Source organism: Neorhizobium galegae, from assembly GCF_017877135.1.
Lineage (GTDB): Bacteria > Pseudomonadota > Alphaproteobacteria > Rhizobiales > Rhizobiaceae > Neorhizobium > Neorhizobium galegae_A.
Genome location: NZ_JAGIPH010000011.1, coordinates 49,771 through 64,284, shown reverse-complemented (window position 1 = coordinate 64,284; position 14,514 = coordinate 49,771). Strand labels below are relative to the sequence as shown.

At 62.5% G+C, this 14,514-nt stretch carries 6 protein-coding genes; all 6 read right to left on the bottom strand.

What is annotated here, in order from left to right; translation table 11 throughout:
• Positions 1–173: 173 nt before the first annotated feature.
• The gene (locus J2858_RS22550; RefSeq protein ID WP_348635522.1) at positions 174–785 is read right to left on the bottom strand and encodes an invasion associated locus B family protein; all 612 of its coding nucleotides are present in this window, start codon (positions 783–785) and stop codon (positions 174–176) included.
• 114 nt (positions 786–899) lie between these two features.
• Positions 900–2,516: a ShlB/FhaC/HecB family hemolysin secretion/activation protein gene (locus tag J2858_RS22545; RefSeq protein ID WP_210107124.1), complete on the bottom strand. Its 1,617-nt coding sequence runs from the start codon at positions 2,514–2,516 to the stop codon at positions 900–902.
• A 188-nt stretch (positions 2,517–2,704) separates the two neighbouring features.
• Entirely contained in the window at positions 2,705–9,154 is a 6,450-nt protein-coding gene (locus J2858_RS22540; protein ID WP_210107123.1) for an MBG domain-containing protein, read from the bottom strand.
• A gap of 725 nt (positions 9,155–9,879) precedes the next feature.
• Positions 9,880–11,454: a hydantoinase B/oxoprolinase family protein gene (locus J2858_RS22535; RefSeq protein ID WP_210107122.1), complete on the bottom strand. Its 1,575-nt coding sequence runs from the start codon at positions 11,452–11,454 to the stop codon at positions 9,880–9,882.
• Entirely contained in the window at positions 11,451–13,481 is a 2,031-nt protein-coding gene (locus tag J2858_RS22530) for a hydantoinase/oxoprolinase family protein (RefSeq protein ID WP_210107121.1), read from the bottom strand. The genes J2858_RS22535 and J2858_RS22530 overlap by 4 nt, the downstream gene beginning before the upstream one ends.
• Positions 13,482–13,484: 3 nt before the next feature.
• Entirely contained in the window at positions 13,485–14,501 is a 1,017-nt protein-coding gene (locus J2858_RS22525) for a 1-aminocyclopropane-1-carboxylate deaminase/D-cysteine desulfhydrase (RefSeq protein ID WP_210107120.1), read from the bottom strand.
• Positions 14,502–14,514: the final 13 nt, after the last annotated feature.

Sequence of the window (14,514 nt, the reverse complement as noted above, 5' to 3'; positions counted from 1 at the left end):
GGACCAGACTCGATCAGGTGATTAGCGTAGTTTGGGCATGCGCGTACGCCATCGGCGACCGGCTGGAAAGTCGACGATCCGGAATGCTCTCTCTGGCACTGCGTCGGAGATTGACGAGGTGACCGCGTGTGGTTGGCGTGCTGCCTGCCGTGGCCCCAAGTCCTTGAGCCTCGTCACCCTCTTGCCAGCGCATCAAGGGCCTGTGGGAGGCCGTTCCAGGAGAGGGGGAGGCCGATCGTTCGGCCGGCGGCGTCGATGAAGCGCAGTTGCGCCTGTGGTTCGTTGCGCCAGATTTTCAAGATGTCGTCGGCGGGTTGGCCGTCGGCATAGCATGCACCGCCGGCGCAGCGGCGCCATTGCAGATCAAGGCCGCCCTTTTCCTCCGTGCCGTCCTTGCCATTTCCGCTGACATGGACATTGCCCGGCAGGCTGACATTGACCGGCAGGACGGCGGTAATGTGCAGGGCGGCCTCCCCCGGAAGGCGGCCTAGGGCAATCTGGGCCACCGGCTGCGATTGCCCCTCCACCTGGATGGTCTGGACGATCTCGCACTGCTTTGTCTGCTTGGCGTCGGCTTCGATGCGCAGGCAGCGCAGCACCCAGTTGCCATAGGTGGCCGTCGTGACGGCAGGTTCGCTGCTGACGTGTGGTGCGGCCGGTGCTGCAGGCTTGTCCGTCTTTGCGGCCGGGGCCTGGGCCATCGACGTGGCTGGCAGAGAGAGACCAGAGGCGGCGATCATCGCGCAGGCGATGGCATGGCGGGTGAGGTTGGAAGCGTATCGCACGTGTCTTGTCCTTGTCATTCCATAAGGCGCGCACCGGGAAACGGTCCCGGCGGCGGTCTTCATCATGGGGTGGTGTGGATCCCGCCATGCCGAAGCGGCGGGTGGCTTGCCGGATCAGAAACCGATCTGGAAGCGCAGGTTGAAACGATCCTCCGCATCGCGGTCGGATGCCGTGCCATGGGCATATTCCAGCGAAAGGCTACTGTTGCGGGGCGATGCCTTGTCGGACAGCGCAAGCCGCAGGCCGGCCCCGAAGGCACCCGCCCGGGTGACGGCATTTTCCACGGCGCTTGGATTTTCCAGCCTGGCAAGGCCGCCGGCGGCAAACAGATAGGGCGAGGCGATGCTGCCGAGGCCCGGATAGATGTCCAGGGCCGGCAGCACCACCGGGAAGGAGAGTTCGGTTCGAAGGACCGCGCCCGTATCCGCCTGGATTGCGCCGCTGTCGAAACCGGAGACCCAGTCCATGCCGGTGATCGACATCTGCTCGGAGGCGACGAGCGGATCGCCAAACGAGGTCTGGGCGCGCCCGGCCACAGACAGTTGAACGCGATCGCCGGCAAAACCCTGGGCGTAGGAGAGCGAGAGTTCTGCCTTGCGGAAGTCCGGTTCGGCGCCATCGCGCGACAGCGGCAGCGCTGCCGTGCCTTGCCGGGCGCCCAGCGCATCAAGGCCGAAGGACAAGACGGCATTGCCGGACAGCCGGCCGCCATTGTCCAGAATGGCATCAGCGGTTTGCGTCAGGCGCAGCACACGCAGCCGATCTTCGCTAAAATCCGTGCGCGTGCCCGACAGATCGATCTTCTGGCTTTCGTCTGCCATATCAAGCCCGATCAGCGTGCTGGCATTCAGCGTGCGCGAGCGCAGCCAGCCATAGCCGAGACGGGTAGAGAGGCGCTGATACTGGTCGGCCATCGTATAGCCGAGGTCGGAGGTTGGATGCGTCTTGCTGTCGACGCCCTCCACATTGAGCCAGACGCCATCCGTGCCGAGGGGAAGCGTGATACCTGCCACGACCTGGCGGTTGCGGGGATCATCGCTGAAGATGTTCTGGTCGCCGCCACCCGGATAGCCGCTGAGGCGGACATAGGTGGTTTCGCCAAGACCGAGGACGCTGTTGATGTCCATGCCGAGGCTCAGCGAATACCGGCCCATCTCCCGCGACAGGCCATTGTCCAGCGCAACGTTGCCCGATACCGGCGCATAGCTTCCTTCGATGACGATGATGGTGGCACCCGGCGCAGCACCTGCCTTCAGCGTGGAGCGCAGCGACAGGCCGGGTGTATCGCCGGCCAGAAGCAGGCGCCGTTCCAGGTCGCCCTTCTGCAGGCCGCGGCGCCCTTCCAGCGGCTTGAGGATGGCAGCCACCCGCTCGCGGACAGCCTCCGGCAGCGCGGAGACATCGATGGCGGCCACATAACCATCGGTCACGATGAGCTTCAGCGGCTTGCCGTTCTTCAGCGTCTGCGGCGGCAGGGAGACGCGGGCGAGCAGAAAACCGGCGCGGACATAGGCGGATTCGAGATCCTGGGCGATCACGAACAGATCTGCGCCGCTGACGCGCTTGCCCTTCAGGCGCGCTTCCACGGCAGCGGTTGCCTCGGCCAGGTCCGGCAAGCCATTCTCCACGACAATGCCGGAGGGAGTGACGTGGACGCGATCGGCGCCTGCCGGCGCAACGAGCCCGACGACGGCCGGCAGTTCGATGCCGCTGCCTAGGGAGCGGATCACGGGGGGAGCGTAGCTACTTTCAGTCAGCTGGCTTGCGGTTTGGGAGTGTGCCGAGCCGGCCAAGACTGGATAGAAGGCCGAAGCCAAAGCCAGGGCAAGCAACGCCTGGCGCCCGCATCGCGCCGAATATCGAGACGAGCCGGTCAGGGAAAAATGCAGTCGGGTCATACCTTGGTCTCTTGCGCGGATCAGTTGGCGGTGCAGGCGGCTGCGTCGGCGTTTTCGGCTCCGTCGCTGCAGGAAATGCTGTTGGTGGCGATGTCGGAAGAGGTTGCGCTGCTGCCGAGAACGACGATCTGCGCGGGCGGGCTGGAGACGGTGGTATTGGCATCCCCGAAGGAGACAAGGCTTTCCGGCAGCTGGCTGCTGATCGGCGTTGCCGGAACCGGGGTGACGGAGAGCGTGGCCTGCGTGACGGTGAGATCGTAGTTGTCACCCGCCGTCAGGCTGCCGCGGGAGATGACATACTCCCCGACCGGCGATGCCGCCGTTGCCTCGGTGGCAAGCTGACCCTTGACCTGATCGCCGTTGACGAGGTTGCCGGCGGTGATGGCCCAGGTCAGATCCGGGTTGTCCAGGCTGAACAGGCGCGACTGGTTGTTGGCCGCCACCGTGATGGCGCGCTGCTTTACCGTGAGGCTGCCCGCGGTAAACGTCAGTGCGTAGTTGTTGGAGGCCGACAGGTTCCCCTGCGCGATCTCGTAGAGGCCGATATTGCTCGTGGCATCTGCCTTGGTGAACAGGCCGCCGGTGAGGCTGTCGCCATTGACGAGATTGCCCTTGGTCACTGCCCAGGTGAGGTCCGGATTGGCATCGCCATAGATCCTCGACAGGCTGTCGGCGGTGACTGTGATCTCCCGCTGATTGACCTTCAACTGGCCCGCTTCATAGGTGATGGCATAGTTGGCGTTGTCGAGCGTGCCCTGGGTGATGTCATACTTGCCGACGGCGCTTTTTGCATCGGCCGTGGTGGAAAGCGCGCCGGAAAGCGTATCGCCATTGACGAGGCCACCCTTAGACACGGTCCAGGTGAGGTCCGGATTGGTATCGCCATAGGTTTTGGACCTGTCGTTTGCGGCGACCGTGATTGCCCGCTGCTTCACCGTCAGCGCGCCGGCGGCAAAGGTCAGCGCATAGTTGGAGGATGCGGCAAGCGTGTCCTGACCGATGGCATAGCTACCGACGCTGCTTGCGCCGTTCGCCGTCGTTGCAAGCGAACCGGAGATGCTATCGCCGTTGACGAGGTTGCCCTCGGAAATGCTCCAGGTGAGGTCGGGATTGGCGTCGCCATAGGTTTTGTACTGGTCGGCGGCGGTGACTTTAATGGCGCGGGCCTTTACCGCAAGCGTGCCGGAGGCAAAGCTGATGGCGTAGTTGGCATTGTCGAGCGTGCCTTGGATGATGTCATAAGCGCCGACATTGCTGGTCTTGTCCGCCGTGGTCGAAAGCGTGCCGGAGAGCGTGTCGCCGTTCACGAGGCTGCCGTCCGTCACCGTCCAGGTGAAATTTGGAATAGCATCGCCATAGGTCTTCGACAGGTTGTCGGCGGTGACCGTGATGGCGCGCTGGGTGATCGTCAGCGTGCCGCCGGTGAATGACAGTGCATAATTGTCGGAGGCCGACAGGGTCCCCTGTGCGATCTTGTAGCTCCCGACGCTGCTCGTGGCGTCTGCCTTCGTAAGCAGGCCGCCGGTCAGGCTGTCGCCGTTAACGAGGCTGCCCTCGGAAATGCTCCAGGTGAGATCCGGATTGGCATCACCATAGGTCTTGGACCGGTTGTCGGCGGTGACGGTAATGGCGCGCTTGTTGATGGTCAGCGTGCCAGAGGTAAAGCTGATTGCGTAATTGGCATTGTCGAGCGTGCCGCGGGTGATGTCATAGCTGCCGACATTGCTGGTCTTGTCCGCCGCGGTCGAAAGCGCGCCGGAGAGTGTGTCTCCGTTGACAAGGTTACCCTGCGAGACCGTCCAGGTGAGACCCGGATTGGCCTCGCCATAGGTTTTTGACATGTTGTCGGCGGTGACCGTGATGGCCCTTTGCTTCACCGTCAGCGCGCCTGAAGCAAAGGTCATGTCGTAATTGGCAGAGGCCGCGAGCGTGCCTTGGGTGATGTTATAAGCGCCGACGCTGCTTGCGCTATTCGCTGTCGTTTGAAGCGCACCCGACAGGTTGTCGCCGTTGACGAGGTTGCCGTTCGTCACACTCCACGTCAGGTCCGGATTGGCGTCGCCATAGGCTTTTGACTTGCTATCGGCGGTGACCGTAATGGCGCGTTTGTTGATGGTCAGCGTACCCGAGGCAAAGCTGATGGCATAGTTGGCATTGTCGAGCGTGCCTTGGGTGATGTCATAGCTGCCAACATTGCTGGTCTTGTCTGCCGTGGTCGAAAGCGTGCCGGCGAGCGTGTCGCCATTGACGAGGCTGCCGTCCGTCACCGTCCAGGTGAGATTTGGATTGGCATTGCCATAGGTCTTCGACAGGTTGTCGGCGGTCACCGTGATGGCGCGCTGGGTGATCGTCAGCGTGCCGCCGACGAAGGTGATGTCATAGGCATCGGAGATGGCAAGCGTGCCCTGGGTGATGGCATAGGTGCCGACGCCGGAAGTGGTGGTGGCGGTGGTGGCCAGCTGCCCGGTCACGCTGTCGCCCTCTTCCAGCGCGCCAGTGGTGATGCTCCAGGTGAGCCCGGGATTGCCATCGCCATAGCCGCGGCTGAAACTGTTGGCGGTAATGGTGATCGAGATGCCGGTGGGAAGGTCTGGGGTCAGGGCCCGCAGGACGGGGTAGGAGCCGTTTTTGATGTACCAGACATCCCTAAAGTCCCAGCCGGAATAGCTGCCTTTCGTCTGCATCTGCGCTGTGGTGAGCCCGGTAATGCCGGTGGCATCGCCATACCCTACGCCATTGGTGAGGCCGGCCGTTTCGGTGTTGAAGTAGGACGAGGTCACGGTGCCGGCCAAACTCGAGCCGATCAGGCCGCCGGCGACCATTCCGCCGCTTGCCGTGATCTTGCCTTCGGCGAAGGTGCGCTCAACTGTCATATTGATGGCATCGCCGATAAGACCGCCGACATAGTTATAACCAGTGACTGAACCGGTGGTGTAGGCGTCGCGGATTGTCGTATTGACAGCAGATCCAACAAGTCCTCCTACGTTGACGCCACTCGACTTGACCTCACCTGAAGCGAAAGACTGGCTGATCAGTCCGCCCCTGGTCGTGCCAACCAGACCGCCAATGGCGGCTCCAGTTCCTGTGATGGCACCGGACGCTGAGGACTGGCTGATTTTCCCGGAATTTTCCCCGACCAAGCCGCCAATGTACTGGTTGCCCTTGACGGAGGCGCTGGAATTCACTTGCGTCATCGATCCGTAGTTGTAGCCGGCGATGGACCCCGCGTTGCTGCCCGACGTGACGATGGAGCCCGTCAGAGAGAAATTTTCCAGAATGCCATTCGTGTCAACATAACCAAATAGGCCAACGGCAGACGACGCACTATTGATTTTAAGGTTTGAAATCGTACGGCCACGGCCGTCCAGCGTGCCTGTAAATCTTGATCCGCCCGTCGGACCCACCGGCACCCAGCCTGTCGATGCCCAGATGCCGGAGGCGGAGTAGGCTGCTTTGGAAGCGTCGGTCTCAGATGCATCGATATCTGCGACAAGCCTGTAGGAACCGGACAGATTGGCTCCCATCAGCGCCAGTTGGTGCAGGTTGGAAATGGCGATGACGCCATCGCTGCCCGCCGTTGCCGCTTCCGAGCGCAGGATCGGCCGCATGTCGCCGGTCTGATACCAATCGGTGGAAAAATTCCAACCGGAATAGGCTGCGCTGGTGCGGGCCTGGGCCGTGGTCAGGCCGGTGACGCCTGCCTGGCCATAGGCACTTCCGGTGGTCTTGCCGCTTGTCCCCATATCCCAGTAAGAGGTTTTGATGCTGGAATAGTTCTGGCCAACAAATCCACCGGCGAAGCTGGACCCTGTCACAAGTCCGCTCGACCAGGAGTTTGAGATTTGACCGCTGGTATATCCGACGAACCCTCCCACCGTAGTGTCTGATACGGTGACAGCGCCCGTTGCATAGGAATTAGAAATGATGGCGCTGGACTGTCCGATGAAGCCGCCAACATTGGATTTTCCAGACACGTTACCTGTTGCATAGCTATTGGTGATGACGCCTGACCCGATGCCGGCAAGTCCGCCGGCAGACTGGCCATTGCTGGTGACATTGCCCGTCGCATAAGACTGAAGGACCAGGCCACCCACGAAGCCGACCAGACCTCCCGTGCCGAAGCTACCGCTGACATCGCCGGTCGCATGGGAATTACTGATCACCGGCGACCCGCTGCTTCCACCGACCAATCCACCGTGGTAGCTTGAAGTGCCCGTCACTTTAGCGGAGGAATGAGAACCGGTTATCGTTGCAGAGTTGAGGCCTGCCAGTCCACCCACATTCGAAGCTCCCGATACCGAGCCTGCGGATGATGAGTTTGCGATGGTGCCCGAATTGGAGCCGACGAGCCCGCCAAGCTCCGATGCGTAGGTCACGCCCGGCCCGGCGATGACGGATCCGGAAAATGACGAACCCTGTATGATGTTCTGGTTGTTGCCCACCAGTCCGCCAACACTCGCCTTGCCGGCGACGGTCTGAGTGGAACTGATAGAGCTGATTGAACCATAGTTGTAGCCAGCCAGGCTGCCGACATTATCACCTGTCGATGTTACGCTTCCACCGGACAGATCGAGATCGCGAACGGCTCCGCCAGCACCGATCGTGCTGAACAGGCCGACATAACTCTTGGTGCTGTTGATCGTGAGGCTGGAGATCGTATTGCCCAGGCCGGCAAAGACCCCCGTAAACCCATTCGTGCCGGTTGAGATAAGAGAATCGTTGAAGGTCCGGTCGGAAAGATCGAGGTCGTTAGCGAGTGCATATCGACCGGAAAGGCCGAGATAGTTTACTGAGTCGAGGTCGAGGAACGTATGAATCAGCGTATAGGCATTGCCGCCGATGGAGAGCGTGGCATTGGCGCCCGACAGGGTGACGCTGCCGCCATCGGCGATCGTGTAGCTCGCATTGGTCAGAACGAGCCCGGCGCTCGTGCCGGTTGCTTTCAGCGCAGCGGCGATCGAGACGGAGCCGGCGGCAGAGAGCGTCAGCAGCGTGTTGGCCGACCAGGAGAGGTCACTTGCGAGCGTGATATTGCCCGTCTGGCTGCCGTCATTACCGGTCGTGACTGTCACGTTGGCGCCCGCGAGCGCCGTCTCCAGCGTCTTGACGTTGATGATGCTGTCATTGCCGGTGGCGGTGAGCCCGCTGGAATTGGAGGCTGATGCCGAGGAAATGGTGATGTTGTAGGGATCGAGCAGCAACGTGCCGAACGTGCCGCTTGCTGCGGAAAGATCGGCATAGCCGGTATAGGCGAGCACCGCCTTGCTGGAAACTTCCGCTTCGCCGCCATTGCCGGCGCCGGCGCCGCGCGCGGTGATCAGGCCGGCAAAATCGGTCTTCTGATCGGACCAGACGACGATATCGCCGCCCTTGCCGGCTTCGGTTGCATCGGCGCGGATGACGGTTGCGGCATCCACACTTGTCGTTTCGGCGCGCTGTGTGTCGCCCGATCCCTGCCGGTCGCCGCCGATCTTCACCGAGCCGCCGCCGGCCCCGCCGGAGGCATCGATTTCGGCACCCGCCAGCGCAATTGCCTTGCCGGTGACCTTGACCTTGCCGCCCTTGCCCGCGGCAGCCGTCGCCTTCACCTTGCCGGACACGGCAACCCTGCCGCCCTCGCCGCCGCCCAGCACGATCTCGCCCTCGCGCCCCGCCACGGTACGCGCTTCCACGACGCCGGACATGTTGATGGCGTTGCGTGCCGCTTCACGGGCTGTGGCTGCCGCAATCACCACCGTGCCGCCATCGGCGGAAACCGTGCCCTGGTTTTCCACCAGCGCGCCCTTGCCCTCTGCACCGGCCTTCGTCGGCAGCGCCACCTGCAGGAAGCCATCGCTGGAGAGGTCAAGCGTGGCCTGTTCGCCGGAGCCTAAGCCCACCTTGCCGAGCGGGACGGCAATCACGCCGTCATTGCTAACCGTGCCGCCGATCAGTGCCGCATAGCCGCCGCGCCCGACCGTGATCACCCCCTGGTTGGAGACGGCGGCCGAGGCGCCGTTGCCCTCAAGCGACAGCTTTCCGGAGAGGAAATCCTCATCCTTCATGTCAAGCGTGGAGGCCACGAAGCCGCCACCGACCTTGACGCTGCCGCCGGATGTGATCGCGATGCCGTTCGGATTGATCAGGTAGACCTGTCCATTGCCGGTCACGCTACCGGCAATCGTCGAGGTCGTCGTGCCCGTGACGCGGTTGAGGATCGCCGAGGTCTGGTCCGGCTGGACGAAATTGACCGAATAGCCATTGCCGACCGAGAAGCTGTTCCAGTTGACGATCGCCTTGTCGGACGACTGTGTCACCGTCATCGCAGCACCGGAGGAGCCGACCGCAACCTGTCCGGCCGCGACGCTGGCACCTGTCGGCAAGGAGCCTGCGTGCGCCTGCGAAATCGGGGCAAATCCCAGCTGCAATACAAGCGACAGAGCTGTGGAGGACGAGAGAACGCGGGTAATGCTACGGTGCTGGGTCATCATGATCTATCGCAATGGGCAGTGCCGTTGTAGCGATAATCAATATCCAGGCGCTCACCAGCGGCATTGGAATATTGGTCAAAGCAAACAGCAGATAAAATGAATACCTTGAGCCAGCACCATTAATATCTAAAATTTAGAATAATAAGATGCGGGTGTTGTTTTATAATATGCATGAAGAAGATCTACGCAATCAACAAATGTATTATGCGAAATTTATATATATTAATTTATACACGATTTTGTATAATGCATATGCAGTTTTGCAAATAAGCGAAACGCGAAGAACCGAAGCGATTTAAATGTTTCAGGCGATGACGGAGCCGCGCGACGGAAGGTCACCGTCTCAAAGACGCAGCTGCGGTCGAACGACGCGCAACGGTCCGAGGCTGGCGTTCTGCTTGATGACGGCTTCGTTCGGGTGATGGTCGCCGCCGGATCAACACCTGACGAGTCAACGCCCGCGATTTCCGCTAGAGTTGATAACTTTGAGCCAACTCAGTAGCCAGCGCCATCGGCGTATCGACGCCTGCACATGGACGGGCATGGGCCAGCAAAGCGCAAGAAGGACACACCTTCGTTCTCGTTCGAAACCGAAGCCGTCCAAGGGATGAAGCGATCGTCGGGCCGGCCGCGTTCGTCACGCAAGACAAGCCCATATATCCTGGAAGTTTTACACTCTCGAGGGGCGTATCCCGCAATCGCGGATCTGCCGACCCCGCTTTTTTCTAGACGCTCCCCCAGCCTCCGCCTCCGGCCGTTTCCATTTTGACTGTGGTACCAGCCTTGATGCGGGTTGTGCTCTTTCCAGGGAGGTGCCGCTCGCCTGCCTCGGCCGCGATCGTGATGCGGGAACCTGCAGCCGGCGATCCGCCCATGACGCCCCAGGGTCGGTGCCGTGTGCGGTCGAGATGAACCGTGAGAACCGAATCCGCATTGACCAGAATGGTTCTTCGAAGACCGAGGCCGCCGCAGAATTCGCCGGCGCCACCGCTACCGTCGATCAAGCCGTAGTCGAGGACCGTCAGCGGATATGCCCGCTCGATCAGTTCCACGGGTGAATTGGCGGTATTGGTCATGTGGCAGTGGACGCCGCTGGCGCCCGCCTTGCCAGGAAGGCCGCCCTGGCCGCCGGCATAGGTTTCCACGTAGGAGTAGGAGCGGCCGGTGGCCGGATCTGTTCCACCGAGGATGAGCGCATTCATGCTGCCGGTCGATGCGGCCATGGGCGTGTCCGGCCGGATCTGGTTGAACGCGCCGATCAGGGCATCGGTGATGCGCTGGCTGGTGATCGAGGTGCAGAGCGCGACGGGCGAGGGCGCGGCGGCATCGACGATCGATCGTTCCGGGGTCTTCAGCACGATCCGGCGAAACAGTCCGGCATTCGAGGGGATGTCGGGATCGAGCATGGCCTTGACCACGTAAAGCACACAGCTTGCCGTCAGGAAGACCGGCGCGTTGACCGGTCCCGCCACCTGTCCGGACGTGCCGGTAAAGTCGGCATGCAGGGTGCCATCGGCGATCGTGAGATTGACCGCGACCGTGAGATCCACATCTGTCCCGGCCTCATGCCATTCGAGCGTATCGGAAAACTGACCTTTGCGCCCTTCCAGGGCACGAAACGCGTTTTCCAGTCGCTTTTCGGTGGTCGCGAGCAAGGTCGTCACGGCCGTGTGAAACCGCTCCTCTCCTGTGCGTTCGATGAGGGCGGCGAGACGACGCGCACCGGTCGTGTTGGCGGCGGCCTGGGCCAGAAGATCACCCGCCACCATGTCGGGCGTGCGGCTCGCCAGCTTGAACAGCGCAAGCGTCGAATGCTCCACCGTTCCATTGCGCATCAGCACCATCGGCGGTACGCGCAGGCCTTCCTGCGTGATGTCAACGGTGCCGAGCGCCAGGCTTCCCGGCGCGAAGCCGCCGAGGTCGACCTGATGCGCCATGTTGGCGACGTAGCCAAGGCGGCGGCCGTCTTCGGCATCGACAGGCGCTATGACGACGACGTCGGGCAGGTGCGAACCGGTGAGCCAAGGATCATTGGTGACGACCATCGTTGCGGCGGCGATGTCTTCGCCGAGGTTTTCGATCGTGCGACTGACGACGCCGGCAATCAGGCCGAGATGGACGGGAATGTGCTCGGCCTGCGCGATGAGCTGGCCCTTTGCATCGAACACGCCGCAGGAAAAGTCGCGACGGTCGCGGATGTTGATCGAATGGGCAGTGCGGATCAGGGCCGCCCCCATTTCCTCCGCAACCGCCTGCAGACCGTGGCGGACGACTTCGGCCAGAATGGTGTCGTTCTTCATTTCTGCATCCTGATGATGAGATTGCCATGGCTATCGACGACGAGCGTCTGGGCGCTGACGATCAACGTCGTGTCATGCTGCTCGACGATCAGCGGTCCTTGAAGTTCTGTTCCGATCGCGAGCTTGGCGCGGTCGTAGACCGGAACCTCGACCATGGCGCCCTCGACCCACAGCGGTGAGCGAGCGATCACCGGGTCGTCGCTGGCGGTGATGGTGGGAACCGGCAGTCGGTCGGATGGTGGTGGGGCGCTGGCGCTGAGACGCAGCATGGAGATCTCGATGCTCTCCCCGCGCCGGGCATAACCGAAGCTACGCTGGTGGGCCTGGTGAAAGGCCTCCACCGCAGCGTCAAGCCCATCCGGGGTCCAGTGGATCGGCAACTGGTGACCCTGGCCTCGATAGCGCATTTCCAGGACGGGAGCCAGCGTCACCGACTTGAAGTCGATCCTGTCGTTGTTCGCCTGGTCGATGATCTTGCTGACCAGTATCTCGATCGCCGTGCGGATATCGGAGTTGGACATGCCATCGGTCAGGCCGGAGATCATCGATGTCTCGTCGTGCTTCCACGGCGCAAGCAGGAGACCGATCCCGCAGAGCAGGCCCGGCGAGGGCGGCACGATGACGGTCTCGACATCCAATTCGGCGCAGAGATCGACCGCATGCAACGGACCGGCGCCGCCGAAGGCCATGACGGCAAAATCCCGCGGCTCAAGCCCGCGTTCCACGGTAATGCGCCGCATGCCGCGCACCATGGCGGCGTTGACCACCTGCAGGATGCCGACCGCCGCCTCTTCAACGGAGATGCCGAGCGGACCGGCAACGTGGGTTTCCACGGCCCTTGCGGCCCTCTGCCTGTCGATGACGATCCCGCCGCCGATCTCGCGGCCCGGTCGCAGGCGACCGAGAATGACATTGGCGTCGGTCACGGTCGGGCGCTCACCGCCCTTGCCGTAGGCGGCGGGGCCTGGTCTTGCGCCTGCGCTTTCCGGACCGACCTTCAGGAGGCCGCCGGCGTCGACATGGGCGATCGATCCGCCACCGGCGCCGAGCGTGATGATGTCGAACATCGGCACGCGCAGCGGAAAGCCCTCGATCTCGCTCTCGTAGCGGGTGAGGATCTGGCCATTCTCGATCAGGCCGACATCGAAGCTGGTGCCGCCCATGTCGATCGTCACGACATTCTTGTAGCCGGCGGCTTCGGCGAAGCGGCGGGCACCGATCATCCCGGCCGCCGGACCGGACAGGCAGGTATGAACAGCCTTGACGCCGCTTGCGGTTTCGATCGGCATGACGCCGCCGCCCGATTGCATGATCGCGGGTTCCACCGTCACGCCGTCGGAAACCAGCGTATTGGCGATGCGCTCGAGATAGTCCTTCAGGGGCGGCATCAGATAGGCGTTCATGACCGTCGTCGAGGTGCGCTCGAACTCGCCAGGCTCCGCCAGAACGTCGGAGGAGATCGAGATCTTCAGGTCTGGCGCCATGGCGCGGACGATTTCGGCCGCACGCTGTTCGTGCGCCGGATTCGCGTAGGAATGCAGGAAAGAGATCGCGACGGTCTCGATGCCGGCGGTGAGCATCGCGCTGATGGCGCCACGGACCGTCTCCTCGTCGAGAGCTTGCGCGACTGTGCCGTCAGGCGCGAGCCGCTCGCCAATCTCGTAGACGAATTCGCGGGGCACGAGCGGCTCCGGTTTGCGTGCATACTGATCGTAGAGATGGGCACGCGTCTGGCGGCCGATGGCCAGGACATCGCGAAAGCCGCGGGTGATGAGAAGCGCGGTCCGGGCGCCGCGCCGCTCCAGGATCGCATTGGTGGCAACGGTCGTGCCATGGGCAAAACCGGACAGTTCATCCGCGGCGATGCCAGCCATGCCAAGCGCCGTGCGGGCGGCATGGACCACGGCCGTTGCCTGATGGCCGGTCGTCGTCGGCGTCTTCACGAAGAAGGTCTTGCCGGTTTCCTCTTCGAAGAGGCAAAGGTCGGTGAAAGTGCCGCCTACGTCACATCCAATGCGGTAGACCATGGTTCAGCCTGCCGTTGCGGTGGTGAGATCGCTGGTCAACTGACCGGCGAAGGGATAGAGCGCGGGCGAGCCGCCGCAATGGATGAAGAGAACCGAACTCCCCCTGGCGATGCTCCCTGCCTCGACGCAGCCCATGATGCCGGCGAAGGCCTTGCCGGTATAGACGGGGTCAAGCAGCACGCCTTCCTTGTTGCCGGCGAGCTTGATCGCTGCATTGCCGGCCTCGGAGGGAATGGAATAGCCGGGGCCGATATAGTCATTCTCGATGCGGATCTCGTCCGCCGTCCAGCGCCGGTCATAGTCGAGAAGCTCGGCTGCCGCATTGGCCATCACGGCGATACGCTCGCTGAAGGGAACGGCACTCCCGGTCACGGCGATACCGATCACTTCCGTCTTCGGCATGAACATGGCGCAACCGACATGGAGGCCAGCCAGCGTGCCGCCCGAACCGACCGGCGCCACGATATAATCGGGCGTCGCGGTGCCAGCGGCGGCATATTGCTCGGCAAGTTCCTTCACGGCGTTCACATAGCCCATGGCGCCCAGTGCGGACGCGCCGCCGAGCGGGATGATATAGGCCTTCTCGCCCCGCGCCTCGGCTTCCGCTGCGTGATGATCCATGCGCGGATTGATCTCAGTAAAATAGGCGTCCGGATCGAGGAAATCGATCTCGGCCCCGAACAGGTGATCGAGAAGCAGATTGCCCTGGTACAGATCCGGGCGGTTGCCACGCAGGACGAGGATCGGCTTCATGCCGAATTTGCGGGCGGCGGCCGCGGTCATGCGGGCATGGTTGGACTGATGTCCCCCGGTGGTGATCAACACGTTCACGCCCTGCGCAACCGCATCCGCCATCAGATATTCGAGCTTGCGCACCTTGTTGCCGCCGCCACCGAAGCCCGTGAAATCGTCGCGCTTTACAGAGAGAGAGATGCCGAACTCGCTGCTCAGGCGCTCCATCTTTTCGATCGGTGTCGGCAAAAAGCCGAGGGAGAGGCGGGGGATGTCTTCAAGTTTCATGGAATGCTCCTCG